17 protein-coding genes are annotated in these 17,035 nt (G+C 67.4%); 11 read left to right on the top strand and 6 right to left on the bottom strand.

The window, feature by feature from the left end:
* Positions 1 to 66: 66 nt before the first annotated feature.
* Complete coding sequence (locus ABMA10_RS14655; RefSeq protein WP_347870572.1) at positions 67 to 360, top strand: hypothetical protein; 294 nt, start codon at positions 67 to 69, stop codon at positions 358 to 360.
* 98 nt (positions 361 to 458) lie between these two features.
* On the opposite strand, the gene ABMA10_RS14650 is transcribed toward ABMA10_RS14655, so the two are convergent.
* A complete protein-coding gene (locus tag ABMA10_RS14650; RefSeq protein WP_347870571.1) occupies positions 459 to 1,310 on the bottom strand; it encodes a hypothetical protein in 852 nt (283 codons plus the stop codon).
* Positions 1,311 to 1,348: 38 nt separating this feature from the next.
* Complete coding sequence (locus ABMA10_RS14645) at positions 1,349 to 1,795, bottom strand: hypothetical protein (RefSeq protein WP_347870570.1); 447 nt, start codon at positions 1,793 to 1,795, stop codon at positions 1,349 to 1,351.
* 126 nt (positions 1,796 to 1,921) lie between these two features.
* Between ABMA10_RS14645 and ABMA10_RS14640 the strand changes: the two genes are divergently transcribed.
* On the top strand, positions 1,922 to 2,197 hold the full coding sequence (locus ABMA10_RS14640; protein WP_347870569.1) for a hypothetical protein: 276 nt from the start codon (positions 1,922 to 1,924) through the stop codon (positions 2,195 to 2,197).
* A 235-nt stretch (positions 2,198 to 2,432) separates the two neighbouring features.
* Positions 2,433 to 2,735 carry a hypothetical protein gene (locus tag ABMA10_RS14635; RefSeq protein ID WP_347870568.1) on the top strand — a complete coding sequence of 101 codons (303 nt, stop codon included), beginning with the start codon at positions 2,433 to 2,435 and terminating at the stop codon, positions 2,733 to 2,735.
* Between the two features lie 135 nt (positions 2,736 to 2,870).
* Here the strand turns inward: ABMA10_RS14635 and ABMA10_RS14630 are convergent, their stop codons facing one another.
* On the bottom strand, positions 2,871 to 3,332 hold the full coding sequence (locus ABMA10_RS14630) for a hypothetical protein (RefSeq protein ID WP_431030650.1): 462 nt from the start codon (positions 3,330 to 3,332) through the stop codon (positions 2,871 to 2,873).
* A gap of 271 nt (positions 3,333 to 3,603) precedes the next feature.
* Between ABMA10_RS14630 and ABMA10_RS14625 the strand changes: the two genes are divergently transcribed.
* Complete coding sequence (locus ABMA10_RS14625) at positions 3,604 to 4,980, top strand: glutamate decarboxylase (RefSeq protein ID WP_347870566.1); 1,377 nt, start codon at positions 3,604 to 3,606, stop codon at positions 4,978 to 4,980.
* A gap of 352 nt (positions 4,981 to 5,332) precedes the next feature.
* Complete coding sequence (locus tag ABMA10_RS14620) at positions 5,333 to 5,644, top strand: rhodanese-like domain-containing protein (RefSeq protein WP_347870565.1); 312 nt, start codon at positions 5,333 to 5,335, stop codon at positions 5,642 to 5,644.
* Between the two features lie 48 nt (positions 5,645 to 5,692).
* On the opposite strand, the gene ABMA10_RS14615 is transcribed toward ABMA10_RS14620, so the two are convergent.
* A complete protein-coding gene (locus tag ABMA10_RS14615) occupies positions 5,693 to 7,852 on the bottom strand; it encodes a hypothetical protein (RefSeq protein ID WP_347870564.1) in 2,160 nt (719 codons plus the stop codon).
* A 217-nt stretch (positions 7,853 to 8,069) separates the two neighbouring features.
* Here ABMA10_RS14615 and ABMA10_RS14610 point away from each other — a divergent pair, with 217 nt between their 5' ends.
* From ABMA10_RS14610 to ABMA10_RS14585, 6 genes are all read left to right on the top strand, one after another.
* On the top strand, positions 8,070 to 8,699 hold the full coding sequence (locus tag ABMA10_RS14610; RefSeq protein WP_347870563.1) for a TetR/AcrR family transcriptional regulator: 630 nt from the start codon (positions 8,070 to 8,072) through the stop codon (positions 8,697 to 8,699).
* 212 nt (positions 8,700 to 8,911) lie between these two features.
* A complete protein-coding gene (locus ABMA10_RS14605) occupies positions 8,912 to 9,952 on the top strand; it encodes an MFS transporter (protein WP_347870575.1) in 1,041 nt (346 codons plus the stop codon).
* Complete coding sequence (locus tag ABMA10_RS14600; RefSeq protein ID WP_347870561.1) at positions 9,952 to 11,196, top strand: alanine racemase; 1,245 nt, start codon at positions 9,952 to 9,954, stop codon at positions 11,194 to 11,196. Before ABMA10_RS14605 ends, ABMA10_RS14600 begins: the two co-directional genes overlap by 1 nt.
* Complete coding sequence (locus ABMA10_RS14595) at positions 11,193 to 12,506, top strand: D-arabinono-1,4-lactone oxidase (protein WP_431030649.1); 1,314 nt, start codon at positions 11,193 to 11,195, stop codon at positions 12,504 to 12,506. The genes ABMA10_RS14600 and ABMA10_RS14595 overlap by 4 nt, the downstream gene beginning before the upstream one ends.
* A gap of 139 nt (positions 12,507 to 12,645) precedes the next feature.
* On the top strand, positions 12,646 to 13,212 hold the full coding sequence (locus tag ABMA10_RS14590) for a LemA family protein (RefSeq protein WP_347870559.1): 567 nt from the start codon (positions 12,646 to 12,648) through the stop codon (positions 13,210 to 13,212).
* A 19-nt stretch (positions 13,213 to 13,231) separates the two neighbouring features.
* Positions 13,232 to 14,116 (top strand): M48 family metalloprotease, encoded by an 885-nt coding sequence (locus ABMA10_RS14585; RefSeq protein WP_347870558.1) that lies wholly within the window; start codon positions 13,232 to 13,234, stop codon positions 14,114 to 14,116.
* Positions 14,117 to 14,190: 74 nt separating this feature from the next.
* Here the strand turns inward: ABMA10_RS14585 and ABMA10_RS14580 are convergent, their stop codons facing one another.
* A complete protein-coding gene (locus ABMA10_RS14580) occupies positions 14,191 to 15,627 on the bottom strand; it encodes a hypothetical protein (RefSeq protein ID WP_347870557.1) in 1,437 nt (478 codons plus the stop codon).
* 37 nt (positions 15,628 to 15,664) lie between these two features.
* A complete protein-coding gene (locus tag ABMA10_RS14575; RefSeq protein WP_431030648.1) occupies positions 15,665 to 16,999 on the bottom strand; it encodes a winged helix-turn-helix domain-containing protein in 1,335 nt (444 codons plus the stop codon).
* Positions 17,000 to 17,035 lie beyond the last annotated feature (36 nt).

The following is a 17,035-nucleotide window of genomic DNA, read 5'->3' as shown; positions in this document are numbered from 1 at the left end:
CATGTCCGACTCCGAGCAGCCAACAACAAGTCGGTCCAATCGGCGTCGAGACGTTCGAACCGGAAGATGACCGTCACGAACGCGCTCGCGGCACCGCCGACGTCGGGGTTCAACCTCGGCATGGCGGACTTCTTCGTGTTCACTGGCACAGCCGCGGCGACCTGGACGCTCCCGACCGTGGGGAACGCAGCGGCCGGCGCAGACCTGACCTTCAAGAACCGGGGGACCGCGACCCTCACGATCAACAGCAATGCCGGCGGCAACGACATCTTCGACACGTCAGCTGCCGCATCTATCACGGTCGCGGCTGGTGCTTCACTGCACCTGATCTGCGACGGCACCTACTGGAACGTGATCTAACACGAAGCCCCTCTCGGGCTCACCTTCGGGTGGGCTCGGGAGGGGCTGTTTCGTAGTTTTATCCTGGCTGGGAGCTGCCCTTCAGCCGCCTGAGCGGGTCATTTCCGCGTCAGCTGGAGGAGGCGTATCAGTACGACGGCAGCGAAGATACCCGAGAAAGCGCAGACAAAGAGCTTCGCGATCAAGTCCTCATTGAAGAACAGGAAGGAGAAGAACAGGCCGAGAAACACAAGGAGCGCCAGCGTGAGGAAACCTACGGAGTCGAAGAACTTCACCATTCCTCCATGCAGGTATTTAGTGCCGAGCCCACCGAATAAACGGTCCCAGCGACTCCGAGGATGTAGCCAATGGTCTCGAGTGCTGCGATACCCAGCGTAGCCGACGCGGCCAGGCCTCCTGGTAGGAGGAATGTTGCGATGGCTAGTCCGACAACTGCTCCTACGGCGAAGAGTGCGGAGATGTTGCACCTTCGGTTCGTGCCCAGCTGCGAGGATGACTTCATGGCACAGCGCAGAGTAACAGGGTGCGATGATCCCCAGTCCGCGCAGGCGCCACATCGCCACGCGTAGATCCTCCGCGCACTTCACCAGGTCCGACATGTGGATCGCTGGCTTGCTGCCGATCGCGGGACGAAGCTGTCCCTGTGCCCACGCCGGCTGGATGAGGGTCTGGTGCACGTACTCGCGCCGGCGCTGATGCGCCCGATGGGCCGCCTCCAGCGACGGCAGGGCCAGCGCGCGGAATGCAGACGGGACCGATTCTAGGTTGAGCATCCGACGCGCGTCCTTCGTTACGCGCGCGAAGTCGCGCTGCGGCGCACCCTCGGCGAGGCCGGACTGAGCGAGGCGCATCCACAGATTCTTCATCTCATTCTCGGCCCACTTGTCGTTGCGCACGATCTCGCCGAGAGAGAACGACAACTCGTACTGCAGTGGAAGGCCTTCGGTCATGAGCGAAACCTAGTTGGTTCAGGCGGTGGCAAGGACGCCTATTCTCGGCCGATCGAAGCGCGGATCTCGCGGAGGACGGCGTTCACCGCTAGCTGAGTTTCCAGCGCGTCCTTCTTGAACTCCGGCATCGCGGCATCCGTCATCGCAGCCTGGAGCTTCTCGTCGTTGCCCACACGTCGGTTCCACTGCGAAGGCACCCGAGTCTCGCCGAGCGCGCCGATCATCGTGAGGGCTTCGGCGCCGAGCTGCTTACGCTCGATCGGATCCGTGGATCCGCCTCGGTTGTTGTTCTGAGACAGCCGCACCAGGTGCTCGAGCTCGAACAATAGATGCGCCTGTCGGAGCGCTTCCCTGCGGTCGTCAGCTGCGATCTGCCGGGCGTTCCGGCGGTCCTTCGCGGAGATGACGAGGGCGACGATCGCAGCCCCGACAGCGGCGAGGACCGCGAGGGTCTGGATCAGGTTGGAGATGTCGTCGGAACTCATGTCCGCAGCGTATCGAGACGGCAGGCCGTGCGGTGCAGGGATAGCCCCCTGCCGCATTTGAACGCCAGCTCAGGATGATGGGACAGACACGGGAATCCGTGCACTCGCGACCAGATCGGAACCCGAATGACGACCCGGAAGTACCGCATCTCTTATGACCTGAAATCCCCCGGTCGCGACTACGAGCCCGTCTACGACTATCTCAACGGATTCGCCAACACCCGCCCGCTGGAGAGCGTCTGGATCGTGAAAAGCACGAAGACGGCGACGACGATTCGTGATGAAATCAAGGCCCTGACCGATTCGTCCGACGCCCTGTTCGTTGTGGATATCACGGGCAAGGCCTGGGCCGCACTCCGCGTCGGAACTGCGGCCGCCTGGTTGAAGGCTCCGCTGGACTAACTCCGCCTGATGTCCTCTGGCAGCGAGACCCTGGCGATATCGACGTGAGTCGACGATGTTCTCGAAATGGCGAGGCCGTTCAATCCGCGCGCCGGCGCTGGGCTCCGAGCTGGCATCTGATCGGGCGTCTCGTCATGCCAGGGGCCATCAGATGGAACTCGATGCAGCGGTCGGTGCCTCCGGAGTTACCACGCGTGCTAGTGGCTCGAGAGTCACCGTGCGTAGAGTGTCGGCCATGAAGCACCTTCACTATGCCGGGCAAGTCTTCGCTATCTCTGATCAGCTCGCTGACACTCTGGCTGACGCGATCACGGACTTCGTGCGTGTCGGCCGCTCTGCCTTGTGGCCGGTGGCGGGCTACCAGGACGAGCGGGAAGTGGTAGCGAAGGTGCTGTGCGGCCCCGGCATTCCCTTTCTTATCGCTCCGACGTGGTTGCCGGACGACCGAGAACCGCCGAAGCATGACGCCGACTCGATCGCATTCATTGATGGCGACCATCATGCGCTAGAAGCAGAGTTGCTGGACGATGATGCCTGAAGTCGACCCTCGCGCGTCGATTGTGCGGGGTTTCCGGTGGATGGAGGCGAGGTCCGTTTGCCGCAGGTGCCTGTCAGCCCCGGAATCACGGGGATGTGGTGGGCTCGGTGGGGCTCGAACCCACGACCCGCGGAGTCACCGCTCGCGGCGCAGACGCAGGCGGGCGGCGGGGAGCGCGGAGCCGGCGGCGAGAAAGAGCAGCACGCTCGAGGGCACGGCGAACACGGCCATTCCAGCTGCGGAGAGCGAGCGCCGGTTCGCGCAGATGTCGTACGGCGGTTCCGACGTGTCGGTCGACAGGATCCCGCGGGCGGCAAGCCGGTCGTCGACGTCACCGATGTCGCGCGGCCACCCCGCGACCACCACTGACGAGCACACGGTGGCGTACCCCGGATGGTCACCGCCGACGACCCGCTCGTGCACGGTCGACGGGAGGAACGCGAGTACCCCCATCGCCACAACCGAGGCAAGCCCGATCGTGAGCAGCATCCACCAGGAGGCCGGTCGTCGGTTCTCCACCATCTCGTCCATCCACGTATTCTCGTCCATCGACGCCTCGCCCGCATCGGGCGCTGCTGCGAAATGATGGCCGAGCATTTCTTAGAGCGGAGCGGACGCTGGAGTCCGCGTGACAACGAACTGACAACACTTGACGTTGAGATGCGGTGATTGAGCCCGGTCCGTGTGAGCGCATACTGCCGTCATCTAGGGGATCTTAGACAGCTTCGCCGCTCTGGCTGGTGCGTCCAACGGGTTCGAACCCCACCGGGGGTACTGCAGAAGCATGCCGGATCGCTGCGCGGCGCGGCGGCCAGCCGCTAGAGTCCGAGACCAGGGCGGCATGTCGCCGTCGGGGAACGGGGACTCGATGACCAGGATCGATGCGGACGACGAACTGGATCCACTATTCTCCCGAGCGGCGGAGCGCGCGATCGGGTCTCATCACGAGCTGGCTCAGGGATCCGTGCTGCCGGAGACGGCGTACCAGCTGGTGCATGATGAGACGATGCTCGACGGCAACGCGAGACTGAACCTCGCGACGTTCGTCGGTACGTGGATGGACGAGCACGCCGACAGGCTGTACGCCGAGTCGTACGACAAGAACATGGTCGACAAGGACGAGTACCCGCGCACGGCGGCCATCGAAGAGCGGTGCTGGAAGATCCTCGCCAACCTCTGGCACGTGCCGGACGCCGAGCAGGCGATCGGCACCTCCACGATCGGATCGTCGGAGGGTGCGATGCTCGGCGGTCTCGCGCTCAAGCGTCGCTGGCAGCATGCGAGACGGGCCGCGGGCAAGAGCACGGACCGGCCGAACCTCGTCATGAGTTCGGCCGTCCAGGTGTGCTGGGAGAAGTTCTGCAACTACTGGGACGTCGAAGCGCGCCTCGTCCCGATCAGCGAGGACCACAAGACGCTCGACGGACACGACCTCGCGAACCATGTCGACGAGAACACCATCGGTGTGATCGCCATCATGGGCGTGACGTACACGGGCATGTATGAACCGGTCGCCGAGATCGCGGCCGCACTCGACGCGATCCAGGCGGCGACGGGCCTCGACATCCCGATCCACGTCGATGGAGCCTCGGGCGGCATGGTGGCGCCGTTCCTGCAGCCCGAGCTGACCTGGGACTTCCAGCTCGATCGGGTGCACTCGATCAACACCTCCGGCCACAAGTACGGCGGCGTGTACCCGGGGGTCGGTTGGGTGGTCTGGCGAGAGCGCTCACTCCTGCCGGCTGATCTCGTCTTCGACGTCAACTACCTCGGCGGCAGCATGCCGAGTTTCGCCCTCAACTTCTCCCGGCCCGGTGCGCAGGTGGTGTTGCAGTATTACCTGTTCCTCCGCCTCGGCATCGACGGCTTCACGAAGATGCAACGTGCGCTCCAGGAGGCCGCGACCTACCTCTCGGCCGGCATCGCTGCGATCGAGGCGTTCGAACTCTGGAACGACGGAACCGACATCCCCGTGTTCGCATGGCGACAACGGGACGGCCACACGAAGAACTGGACGCTCTACGACCTCTCGGACCGGCTGCGGATGAAGGGCTGGCTGGTGCCCGCCTACCCCATGCCCGACGATCTGGGCGACCTGGTCGTGCAACGCATCGTCGTCCGGAACGGTTTGAGCCTGGAACTCGCGCAGGACCTGCTGGCCGACATCCTGACCGAGACCGCTGCACTCGACGCCATTGCGTCGCCGATGCCGACGCAGCCCACGCCGCCGGCCTTCCATCACTGATCAGGGTTTCCCTCGGCAGACGCAGCGGGAGTGCGGCGCGGAGGAGATCCGCGCCGGTTCGCTGCGTCGACATCGTTGTCGGCGACCGGAAGCGCGCTGTCCCTCGAACGGGGCGCAGGTTTCCCGCCCGTCGTCCGGCGACACGGCGGCGACGCGTCACGCAACGTGTCCGGAGTCCGCTACCTTCGATGTGGGGGCGTCACCCGTGAGCCGGTCCCGGAAGCCGCAAGCTTCTTGGTCGATCGGTTGCTAGACGCCTCAAGTGAGGGCGAGGTATTCGGGTTACCTCGCCCTCACGCCTTTCCGCCGACAGGCGCGCCGACGGTCGAGGGTGCGAGGGTAGGCTGAAGCCGTGCAGGAGATCACCCCAACCGAACTGAGCAAGCTCGACCAGGCCGTCATCATCGACGTCCGTGAAGCCGACGAGGTCGCCGTCGCAAGCGTGCCCGGTGCGCGCCACCTACCGATGTCCTCCTTCCTCGACCACCTCGACGAGGTACCGCGGGAGGAGACGGTCTACGTGCTCTGCCACTCCGGTGGACGCAGTGCCCGGGTCACGGGCTACCTCGAGCAGGAGGGCTACGACGCGGTCAACATCACCGGCGGCATCCTCGAGTGGTCTGCGAGCGGTCTGCCCGTCCAGCGGGCTACCGACGCAGGCTGAGCGGGACCCTTCCCGGAGACGACCGCTTCGCGAGCCGCCGCACGACGCTCAGTGGGCGTCGATCAGCGGTCGTACGTGTCGAACCCAGGCCCACGCACCAGAGACGACGGCGGCGAAAGCCAGTGCTCCGAGGAGGAGCCCGATCAGGGTGTCGGTGGCGCCCGGGATGGTCGCCGTGGGACCGAGCAGGCCGAAGAGCAGGGTGAATCCGACAAGCGCGCTGGCGAGCCAGACGGGTCTCGACCAGTCGAGCACCGTCCGCCCGCCGAGCGGGCCGATGGGCAGGAGCGCGATCGACGCTGAACCGATGCCGGCGATCGCCGTCAGGTTCACTGTCTCCACCAGCAGGGCTCCGACTCCACCGCTCGGCTCGCCGGCCAGTGCAGAGACGGACCACGCGAGCGCTCCGAGCGCTGCGGCAGCTGCGATGCGCGCGAGCGCGAGGCGTCCCGCCGACCGTCTTGAGACAGGGGCGGACGGCTGCGTCTCCGTGCTGCCGCCGTGCGGTTCCGCCTGACGGAGCTCGGCAACGAGGGCGAACAGGAGTGCGGGCTGCAGCGCGAAGAGCCGGGAGGCTGCGGTGACGAAGCCGGTCGCGATGAGGCCGCTCGGCCGGACGACGATCCGCATCGCGCCGAGACCCTCGTGGCGAGCGACGAGGAGTTGGGCGAGGAGCGCCGCCGCATTGATCGCCAGCACAGCGATGAGCGAGGCGATGAGGAGGCGCAGGTAGGCGGGTTGCCCGCTGACAGGCTGCGCGAAGATGATGATGCCGGCCGAAGCGGCGATCGTGATGACGCCGACGGCGGCCCGGCTGGGCGCTGGAACGGAGGGTGCACGGTCGAACTCCGAGCGTGGACGATTGCGTCCTGTCAGTGCGGAGCGTCGACGTTCCGCGAGCACCGCTCGCCATGGGGCGAGGGTCGAGGCCAGGAGCCGGGCGGGGATCGCGATGAGCGCGACGGCCATGAGCGCCAAGAGCGCGGCGATCCACCAGACCGGTTGTCCGCGTCCGTCGATCACGGAGGCGAGCGTCTGCGAGAACGGCGTCGAGCCGGACCAGAGCCCGCCCCCGCCGGGCGGCGCCGCTCCCGGTTCCGGGTCGTCAGTCTGCGACGGTGTCGGCTGTTGGCTACCGGGCGGTTGCGTTCCAGGGGCAGGTGGCGGGACAGCACCGTTCGACGGTGACGGCGAGGCAGACGGGCTCGGGGTAGCGGGTGCAGCCGTCGCGTCGCCGTAGACGAGGCTCAGCGGTGTGCTCGCGCCACTCGTGTTTCCTGCGGCGTCCTGCTGGATCGCGAGTACGGCGTGCGTGCCGACCGGGACGCCGGCGCCTGAGCAGGTCCATGAGCCGCCGACCACGGTCGCGACGCACACCGAGGTCGAGTCGGCGAAGACGGTGACCGTCGCGCCCTCCTCGCCGGTTCCGGCGTACGTCCCGGCCGTGAGCGGCATGGCCTGGCCTGCGACGGGCGACGAGAGGACCGGAGGGACCGGAGCGTCCCGGTCGATCGCCAGGGAGACGGGACTCGACGGGTCTGACCGCTCGCCGCCGGTGAACGAGGCCTGTTGCGTCGCCGTGACCTCGACTGATCCGGAGGCCAACGGTTCGCCGAGCACGCAGAACCAGCTCCCGGAACCGTCGGCCGTGAAACTGCAGCTTGCGCCGGAGTCGGCGCGGACGGTCACGGTCGCACCGGGGTACGCGGTGCCGCGCACGCCGCCGTTGCTGGGGGCGCCCGCGGCGATCGTCGGCGGACCGAGTGCGGAGACCGAGACCTGTGCCGTGAGGGTCTGGGCGCCGCCGACCTCCACGGCGGTGATGGCGAGCCCGCCGCCGTCGGGAAGATCGACGTCGCAGGACCATCCGGTCGTGTCATCCTGCGGCAGGATGCACACGGGCTCGAGGCCCGTTCCGAGTTTCACCTGGACACCGGTGCCGGCGTCCTTTGTTCCACTGACCGTCGTCGACCCGCTGCCGATGAACGATCCGGATGTCGGACTCGTGATCGTGGGGCCGTCCGGAGGAGGCGGAGTCGTCGCGCTCTCGCTCGGCGTCGGGACCGGTTGCGACTGGGCTGCAGCGGGCGTGCTGAGCGTCAGCGACCACACCAGTCCGACGACCAGAGCGGTTCCGGCGAGCGCGACGCGTCCGATCGAGCGATTCGATCGGACTCCCTGCCCTGCCTGCGTGCGTTCCCCGGTCACCGCTTCCATTCCCCCAAGATCACCCCGGGAAGTCAACCTCCCGCGCCACATCGGACGCGATTCTCGGCTGATCCGGACGGAAAAAGACGATTCGAGCCCCGCGATGGGTGCGAATCCGTCCCACATCCGACATACTGTCCGCACTGGGTCATCTGTCCCAGTCGGAACCGTTGCGATGAAGCCTCGGCGCCGCTGAGCGCACCTGGAGAGGGACGCGATGGCAAGGATCTCCGTGGTCGACCGACGGGCCGAACTCATCAGTGCCGCGTTGCGGGTCGTGGCCGCGAGTGGAGTCGCCGCAGCGACCACCCGCGCGATCGTCGCGGAGGCCGACATGTCCCTCGCCAGCTTCCACTACGCCTTCACCTCCCGCGACGAACTGCTCGCCGAACTCGTGGTGCACGTGGTCGAGCAGGAACGGGTCGTCCTCGACGTCGAGGAGCTGCGTGCCGACACGACGACCGACGACGAGCCTGCCCCGGAACTGCGGAGCGTCGTCGCAGCCGGGCTCGAACGCTACTTCGAGCTGTTGCGCGCAGACCCTGGTCGAGAGGCCGCCATGCAGGAGCTCAGCTACTACGCGATGCGGACGCCCGGACTCGAACGTCTCGCGGGGGAGCAGTATCGGCGCTACTCGGAACTCGCGGGTGAGGCGCTGACGATCGCGGCAGAGGTCAGCGACAGCCGCTGGCTCCGACCTGTCGACGAGCTCGCGCGCATCGTGATCGCGTTCACCGACGGCCTCACGGTCGCGTGGCTCGTCCGACGCGACGACGCGGAGGCGCGACAGCTGATCGACTCGGTCGCGTCGCTCATCGCCTCCCTCGCGGAACCGAGGCAGCGGTGAGCGGGTCGACGGCTGCACCGGCTTCACCGACCGCAGCACGTCGGGTCACGGGCCGGTGGATAGCCGCCTTCGCCGTCGCATGGCTTGGCATCTGGATGGCACAGCTGGCACCACTGCAACTCCTGCTCCCGGCGCAGATCGACGCCCAGCTCGCACCGGAGCACTGGGTGGACAGTGTCGTCGCGTTCGGCGTCGTCGCGGGCGTCGCGTGACTGTGCTCGATCGTCGCATATCCGCTCACCGGTGCACTCTCCGATCGCACCCGTTCGCGCTTCGGACGGCGACGTCCGTGGATCGCCGGTGGCACGCTGCTGTTCGCCGTCGGTCTCGTACTCCTCGGCCTGCAGACCGGGATCGTCGGGATCGGCATCTGCTGGTGCATCGCGATCATCGGTTTCTGCGTCCTCGGCGCCGCACTGACCGCGACGATCTCCGACCAGGTGCCCGTCGAGCAGCGTGGATACGTCTCGGGTTGGATCTCCGCTCCGCAGGCTGTCGGAGTCATCCTCGGCATCGCGTTGCTCCTCGTGCTGGGGACGCAGATGGTCGCCGGCTACCTGGCGCTCGCCGTGCTGCTCCTGATCCTGGTGATCCCCTTCCTCCTGACGGCCGACCCGATCCCGGACGGCCCGCGACTCGAACGCATCACGGTCGGCGCACTCCTCGAGAGCCTCTGGATCTCACCGAGGAAGCACCCGGACTTCGGCTGGACGATGCTGAGCCGCGTCCTCGTGAACCTCGGGAACGCGTTCAGCACGTCGCTCCTGTTCTACTTCCTGCTGTTCGGTCTCGGCGACGCGGACGCGGAGACCGACCTGCTGCTGTTCACGATCGTGTACACGGTCTTCGTCGTCGCAGCATCACTCGTCCTCGGCCGGTTGTCCGACCGCACCGGGCGTCGACGGATCTTCGTCGTCGCGGCCTCGGCATCGCAGGCGCTCGCCGCGCTCCTGCTCGCCATCTGGCCCTCGCTCCCGATGGGCTTCATCGCTGCGGCCCTCATCGGCCTCGGGTACGGCTGCTTCATGTCGGTCGATCAGGCGCTTGCGACCCAGGTGCTGCCCGATCCGACCTCGCACGGCAAGGACCTCGGCATCATGAACATCGCGCAGGCGGTGCCGCAGGCCATCGCTCCGCTGATCGGTGCCGTACTCGTCGCCTGGCTCGGCGGTTTCGCCGGGCTCTACCTCGTCTCGGCGGCCTGTGCCGTCGCCGGGGCGTTCGCCGTCACCCGAGTCCGAGGAGTGCGCTGATGACCATCGAACTGAACGCGGGGGGCCGTGTCGACGAGCCCATGCCGTGGCTGGATCCCAGGCGGTACTGGGGCGGGATCGCACGGGCCGTGGTCGACATCGACTCGCCGGTGGCGGTGCTCCATCTCGGGGCGCTCCGACACAACACGCACGACATGCTCCGGCGGGCCGGCGGGAAGCCGATCCGCGTCGCCAGCAAGTCCATCCGGGTCCGCAGCGTGATCGACGCGCTGCTCAGGCAGCCGGGATATGCGGGAGTCCTGGCCTACACGCTGGGTGAGGCGCTGTGGCTCGCCGAGACGATCGACGACATCGTCGTCGGGTATCCGACCGCCGAACGCGGCGCGATCGCCACGCTCGCCGGTGACGATCGCGCGGCCGCCAGGATCACGCTCATGATCGACTCACTCGAGCACCTCGACCTCATCGACGCCGTCGCGCTGCCGGGCGCCCGGGCCGAGGTCCGCGTCTGCATCGAACTCGACGCCTCGTTCCGCGCCCCTGGACTCGGGCACGTCGGTGTGCGTCGGTCGCCGCTGCGGACGCCGGACGAGGTACGTGCGCTCGCCGAAGCCGTCGTCGCTCGGCCCGGGTTCCGGCTCGTCGGGATCATGGCGTACGAAGCGCAGATCGCAGGCCAGGGGGACGACCTCGACGGTCGACCCGCCTGGTCGGCGACGCTCCGCGCGATCCAACGACGGTCATGGGCGGAGCTGCGTGAGCGCCGTGCCGCGGTGGTCGCCGAGGTGCGGGCCGTTGCAGAGCTGGAGTTCGTGAACGGCGGCGGAACGGGATCGCTCGAGCTGACCGCATCGGACGACTCGGTCACCGAGATCGCAGCCGGCAGTGGGGTGTTCGGCGGTCACCTCTTCGACCACTACCGCGCCTTCACCCCGGCGCCAGCGGCGGCGTTCGGGCTGTCCGTCGTCCGGAAGCCCGCTCCAGAGCTCGCCACCATCCTCGGCGGCGGCTGGGTGGCGTCAGGGCCTCCCGGAGCGGATCGCCTCCCGCTGATCGTGTGGCCGGAGGGCCTCGAAATGCTCCCGCGGGAGATGGCGGGAGAGGTGCAGACACCGGTGTCCGGTGATGAGGCGGCAGCGCTCCGTCTGGGTGATCGCGTCTGGCTGCGGCACACCAAATCAGGCGAGCTCAGTGAGCGCGTCGCCGCATTTCAAGTGGTCGACGGTGATCGGATCGTCGACGAACTGCAGACCTACCGCGGGGAAGGCCGGGGCTTCGTATGACGCGCGGCACGGCTGTCTGGACGAACTGGGCCCGGACGGAGCACATCCGACCGGTTCGGCGGGAACGACCGGATTCGATCCAGGCTGTGCAGCGGCTCGTCCGCGCTGCTGCCGGTGCGGGTCTGCCGATCAAGGCGGTCGGCGCCGGGCACAGCTTCACGGGCATCGCGGTGGCCCCTGGCGTGCTGCTCGACCTCGACGCGCTGAGCGGCATCGTCAGGGTGGACCGTGATCGGCAGCAGGTCACCCTGCTCGGGGGAACCCGGCTCCACCAACTGCCGGCGTTGCTCGAGCCGCACGGTCTGGCAATGGCGAACCTGGGCGACATCGACCGGCAGACCATCGCCGGTGCGATCTCGACGGGCACGCACGGCACCGGGCTCGGCTTCGGCGGCATCGCGACCCAGGTCGTCGGCGTCACGATCGTGACGGCCGACGGGTCGTTGCTGACCGCGGACAGTGAGCAGGAGAGCGACCTGCTGCCGGCGCTCGCCCTCGGCCTCGGCGCGTTCGGGATCCTCGTCGAGGTCACGCTCCAGTGTGTCCCCGCCTTCGTCCTGCACGCGGTCGAACGACCGGAGCCGCTCGACGGGCTGCTCCCCACCCTCCTCGACCGCGCCGCAGCCGTGGACCACTTCGAGTTCTACTGGTTCCCGCACACCGGGACCGCCCTGACGAAGAGCAATCGGCGTCTGCCCGGCGACGCCGCGGTGCAGCCGATCCGTCCGGTCGCCCGTTGGGTCGACGACACCCTGCTCGCCAACGGCGTGTACCGCGTCCTGTGCAACGCGGGCGTCGTGGCCCCGGGGATCGTCCCCAGGGTCAACCGCCTCGCCGACCGCCTGGTCGGCGACCGCGAGTTCACGGACCGCTCGACGAAGGTCTTCACGACGAGCCGCACCGTCCGGTTCCGGGAGATGGAGTACGCCCTGCCCCTCGAGCATCTGCGGACCGCCTTCGAACGCGTCCGCGCGCTCATCGACGAGCGCGGGTGGCGCGTCTCGTTCCCGATCGAGGTGCGGGTGGCGGCGGCCGACAGCCTCTGGTTGTCGACCGCATCCGACCGGGCCACGGGCTATGTCGCCGTGCACCGGTTCTTCCGGGAGGAGCCGGGCGAGTACTTCCGCGGTGTCGAGGCGATCATGACGGGGCTGGGCGGCCGACCCCACTGGGGCAAGCTGCACACCCGGGACGCCCAGTCCTTGCGGGCGGTCTACCCGCGATTCGACGACTTCGTCCAGCTGCGCGACCGGCTCGATCCCGGTCGCCTCTTCGGTAACGCCTACCTCGCACGTGTGCTCGGCGCCTGAGCGTGCGCCGAGCCTCAAGCCGGATGAACCCGCGCTGCACGCCAGCTGCGCGCTTCCTGCGAACTCCCCAAGACCCCGGGGTCGTCGCGGCTAGAATATGCGGACCCGCTCTTCATCGACTCGCAAGGAGCCCATCCTCATGGAATGGCTGATCCCAGTCCTCATCGTCGTCGCCCTCATCGTCATCGTCGGCATCTACTTCTGGGTGACGTACAACTCGCTCGTGACGCTCAACGTGCGCGTCGACGAAGCGTGGAGCGACATCACGGTGCAGTTGAAGCGCCGAGCAGACCTCATCCCGAACCTCATCGAGGCGGTGAAGGGGTACGCCGCCCACGAGAAGTCGGTCTTCGAGAACGTCACGAAAGCACGTGCCGAGACGCTGAGCGCTCAAGGCCCGGTGGCGGCGAGCGAGGCCGAGAACCACATGCAGCAGGCGCTCAAGAGCATCTTCGCCGTCGCAGAGGCATACCCGCAGCTGCAGGCCAGCCAGAACTTCCTTCAGCTGCAGTCGGAGATCGTCGACACCGAGGACAAGATCCAGGCATCCCGCCGGTTCTACAACGGTGGCGTTCGCGAACTCAACACGAAGATCAAGGTGTTCCCGAACAACCTGTTCGCGAAGGGTCTCGGCTTCACCGAGCGCGACTTCTTCGAGGTCACCGACAACGCGGCGATCGCCGAACCGCCGCGCGTCCAGTTCTGACGGGCGGTAACGCACTTCCATGTATCGGGCGATCGCCAGGAACAAGCGCAACACCGTTCTGATCTTCATCGCCTTCCTGGTCATCATCGGTGGCCTCGGATGGCTCGCGGGGTACATCTACCAGAACCTCACGATCACGATCGTGGTGCTCGTCGTCGCGACCGGGTACGCCCTGCTCCAGTACTTCTTCGCCGGTCGCCAGGCCATCGCGATGAGCGGGGCTCAGCGCATCGAGAAGGCTGACAGCCCTCGGTTGTACCGGATCGTTGAGAACCTGTCGATCACCACGGGTACACCGATGCCCGAGGTGTACCTGATCAACGATCCAGCACCGAATGCGTTCGCGACGGGCCGCGACCCGGAGCATGCCATGGTGGCCGCGACGACGGGGTTGCTCGACATCATGAACGACGCCGAGCTGGAAGGTGTCATGGCGCACGAACTCGGTCACGTGCAGAACTACGACATCCGGGTGTCGATGGTCGTCTTCGGCCTCGTCGTGGCCATCGGGTTCCTGTCCGACATGCTGCTGCGGATGACGCTCTGGGGTGGTGGCAACCGGAGCAACAACAACGGTGGCAGCCCGGTCATGCTCGTGCTCGGCATCGCCGCGATGCTCATCGCGCCGTTGCTCGCCACGATGGTGCAGCTTGCCATCTCACGACAGCGCGAGTACCTCGCAGACGCCACCGGGGCCCTCACGACCAGGCACCCGGAGGCGCTCGCGAGCGCACTCGGCAAGCTCGCGGCCTACGGTCGCCCGATGGCGAAGCAGAACTCCTCGATGGCACACCTGTGGATCTCCGACCCGTTGAAGCCCGGTGCCGTCGCGAAGCTCTTCAGCACCCATCCGCCGCTCGTCGAGCGCATCAAGCGCCTGAGCACCATCGGCGACGGCTTCTGACAACCGCACCGCGCACGACACGAATGGGGCGGCACCCGAAGGTGCCGCCCCATTCTCCGTCCATGCGGGCGGTGCTATTCGGTCTCCTGCTCGTCCGAGTCGAAGGTAACGGTCACCTTGTCGTCGGCATCGATCGAGATCGTGCCCGGGAAGTTCAGGTACGTGTCCCAGACCTGCTGGCCGCTGACCGCGCTGCCGTACCAGGATGCGTCGAACGAGCCGTCGATGCGGCCGTCCGAGGTGTAGAAGTACGTGCCACCCTCGTCGACCTTGATCGTCGGGGGAGAGGTCAGCGTCCAGGTCACCGGGCCGACGCTCGTGAACTGCTCCTGCTGCCAGGACGGCATGACGCCGCACGTGGTGTCCAACGTGGTCGCGTCGAGGCATTTCTCGATCATCGCGACGACCTGAGCGGTCACCTCGGTGGTGAGGGCCTCCGTCGCCGTCACGTTGATGTCGATGAACGCCGAACCCTCACCGGCCGAGTAAGACGTGAGCGTGACGGTCTGGGCGTCGCCGGCCAGGTACTTGCTCTCCGGTGGCGCAACGGTGTAGACCGCCGGGTAGGCGAAGAGGCTCTCGTCGGTCGCGCCGTCGAAGTTGATGCCGTTGACGCTGAACGCCGTGCTCCCGAGACCCGTGTAGACGTTGATGCTGCCGACGAGTGAACTCTCGAGCTTCCACGTGTCGAAGAACAGGAACTGCTTGCCTTCGCTCTTGAGCGAGACGGAGTCGTCGTAGCGCTTGCCCGCCAGTTCATAGGTCACCTCGACGAACGCCTCGCCGTTGCGGCTCGACACGCGGCCGACCTTCGGGTTGGTGATGCGCTCGTCAGCGGCCTTCAGGACCTCGTTCGTGAGGAGGGCCTTGGGGTCGACGGCGGCCGGTGCGTCAGCGTCGGCATCGGCGTCAGCGTCGGCATCCGCGTCGTCGCCCGTGGCGTCGTCCGCTGCATCATCGCCGGTGTCGACGATGGACGGGTCGGGTGCCGCGAGGCTGGTCGCGAGTTTGGCGTCGCCCGCTGCGATGGCCTTGAGGTAGTCCTCGACCTTCGCCTGCGGTCCGAACGCGGTGCTGTTGATCACCGAGATGGAGATCGCCGCGGCGGCGATGAGTACGAGAGCGCCACCCGCGATGGAGGACCACAGGATGATCCGCTTCTTCTGCTTCGGGTCCATCGGCTGCTTCGGAGCCGCGGTCGCGTAGGGGTTCTGCGCGGTGGCGTACTGCCCGTTCGCCTGCGGCTGTCCCTGCGTCTGGCCCTGCTGGTACGGGCTCGACTGGGCCGCCGGTGGCTGGCCGTACGGTGTCGGCGGGGTCTGAGCGCCGGTCTGCTGCTGACCCTGCTGGTACGGGTTCGGCGTCTGCTGCTGCCCCTGCTGGTAGGGGTTCGGCGTCTGCTGCTGACCCTGCTGGTACGGGTTCTGCTGCTGGCCGGACTGGTTGGGCTGAGGCTGCTGTGGGGCGGGCTGTTGAGCCTGCGGGTCGGGTGTGGTGTCGTCGGTGCTCATGGCGGGTTCCCCTCGTTCTGATCCATGAAGGTGCCCCTCAACCTAGCAGTTGTTGTGTATCTCCTGAGAGTGATTGCGGGTCAGACGTATGGGGAGTAGTACCCATGCGGTGAGCGGGATCCGAGGTGAGCAGACGCGTGCCCAGGGCGTGCGCGAGTGGTGCAGCGAGGGTGCCGCGATCGACGACGGCGACATCGCCCAAGCCCTGCCACGCTGCCGTGATGGAGAGGAGCTCTGCGAGTCGCGACGCCACCGCGTCGTCGGGGGGCGGGCGCAGTCCGCGCGCGACGCCGTCCTCGTGGCCGCGCTCGAACCATGCCGACTGGACCCTGAGCACGCCGGCCTGGCGGTCGCTCTTCAGATCGACACGTGCGACGATCTCGCCGTCGAGGAGCACCGGCAGGACGTAGTAACCGAACACGCGCTGTGGCGCCGGGGTGTAGATCTCGATCCGGTAGTGCAGACCGAACATACGGAGAGCGCGCTCTCGGAACCACACGACGGGATCGAACGGGCTGAGCAGCGCGATGCCGCCGCTCCTGCGCGGGCGTCGTGCGTCGTGATGCACCCAGGCCTCCAACGGGCCACCGCGCCGGTCCCAGCCTCGTACCGTGACGGGCTCGAGTTCGCCGGCGTCGACGAGCTCTCGGACGGCCGTCTGCGGCTTGATCCGGTAGTAGTCGGCGAGGTCGGACACGGTCGCGACGCCTTGCGCCGCTGCGGCCCGACGCACGAGCTCGCGGATCGCGTCGGGCATGCTCACCTCCTGGTCGAGGATGGCCGGTGCGAGCGCCTGTTCTGCAAGGGTGTACCGGCGTTCGAACCGATCGCGGCCGGCTGTGACCACCTCGCCGTAGAGGAAGAGCACTTCGAGTGCTCGCTTGACGTCGGACCAGCCCCACCAGGGGCCTCTGCGGACATTCGCGTCGTGCTCGATCTCGCTGGCCTTCAGCGGACCCTCTGCGCGCAGCAGATCGCGGACCCAGTGGAGCATCGGGGTGTTGTGGTTCGCCCAGGCGGTGTCGTCGGCGGCCTGCTTGGCGCGGTGGGCGTCCATGCGCCAGCGGAACAGCGGCCACGCCTCGCGGGGGATGAAGGCCGCCTCGTGGGCCCAGTACTCCAGATAAGGCGAGTGCTCGCCGAGCGTGAGGCGGTCGAGTGCGGACTTGTCGTAGGGGCCGAGGCGGGCGAAGAGCGGGAGGTAGTGGCTGCGCTCGAACACATTGACCGAGTCGATCTGGACCAGACCGAGTCGGTCGATCGTCGAGCGCAGTGCGCGCGTCCCCGCTGGCGAGGTACGGGGCGTCGCGCCGAAGCCCTGCGCGCCGAGCGCGATGCGTCTGGCGAGGGCGGGGGAGATCGATTCGGGCACGGCCCGACCGTAACACCCGCTTCCGACACCTGGCCT

The organism is Plantibacter sp. RU18, from assembly GCF_050613355.1.
Taxonomy (GTDB): domain Bacteria; phylum Actinomycetota; class Actinomycetes; order Actinomycetales; family Microbacteriaceae; genus Plantibacter.
This window is presented reverse-complemented; position numbering and strand designations above follow the sequence as displayed.

Excerpts from the sequence above, each read along its gene's own strand:
- ABMA10_RS14655 (WP_347870572.1), top strand. The coding sequence starts at position 67 with ATGACCGTCACGAACGCGCTCGCGGCACCGCCGACGTCGGGGTTCAAC.
- ABMA10_RS14650 (WP_347870571.1), bottom strand. The coding sequence starts at position 1,310 with ATGACCGAAGGCCTTCCACTGCAGTACGAGTTGTCGTTCTCTCTCGGC.
- ABMA10_RS14645 (WP_347870570.1), bottom strand. The coding sequence starts at position 1,795 with ATGAGTTCCGACGACATCTCCAACCTGATCCAGACCCTCGCGGTCCTC.
- ABMA10_RS14640 (WP_347870569.1), top strand. The coding sequence starts at position 1,922 with ATGACGACCCGGAAGTACCGCATCTCTTATGACCTGAAATCCCCCGGT.
- ABMA10_RS14635 (WP_347870568.1), top strand. The coding sequence starts at position 2,433 with ATGAAGCACCTTCACTATGCCGGGCAAGTCTTCGCTATCTCTGATCAG.
- ABMA10_RS14630 (WP_431030650.1), bottom strand. The coding sequence starts at position 3,332 with ATGCTCGGCCATCATTTCGCAGCAGCGCCCGATGCGGGCGAGGCGTCG.
- ABMA10_RS14625 (WP_347870566.1), top strand. The coding sequence starts at position 3,604 with ATGACCAGGATCGATGCGGACGACGAACTGGATCCACTATTCTCCCGA.
- ABMA10_RS14610 (WP_347870563.1), top strand. The coding sequence starts at position 8,070 with ATGGCAAGGATCTCCGTGGTCGACCGACGGGCCGAACTCATCAGTGCC.
- ABMA10_RS14600 (WP_347870561.1), top strand. The coding sequence starts at position 9,952 with ATGACCATCGAACTGAACGCGGGGGGCCGTGTCGACGAGCCCATGCCG.
- ABMA10_RS14595 (WP_431030649.1), top strand. The coding sequence starts at position 11,193 with ATGACGCGCGGCACGGCTGTCTGGACGAACTGGGCCCGGACGGAGCAC.
- ABMA10_RS14590 (WP_347870559.1), top strand. The coding sequence starts at position 12,646 with ATGGAATGGCTGATCCCAGTCCTCATCGTCGTCGCCCTCATCGTCATC.
- ABMA10_RS14585 (WP_347870558.1), top strand. The coding sequence starts at position 13,232 with ATGTATCGGGCGATCGCCAGGAACAAGCGCAACACCGTTCTGATCTTC.
- ABMA10_RS14580 (WP_347870557.1), bottom strand. The coding sequence starts at position 15,627 with ATGAGCACCGACGACACCACACCCGACCCGCAGGCTCAACAGCCCGCC.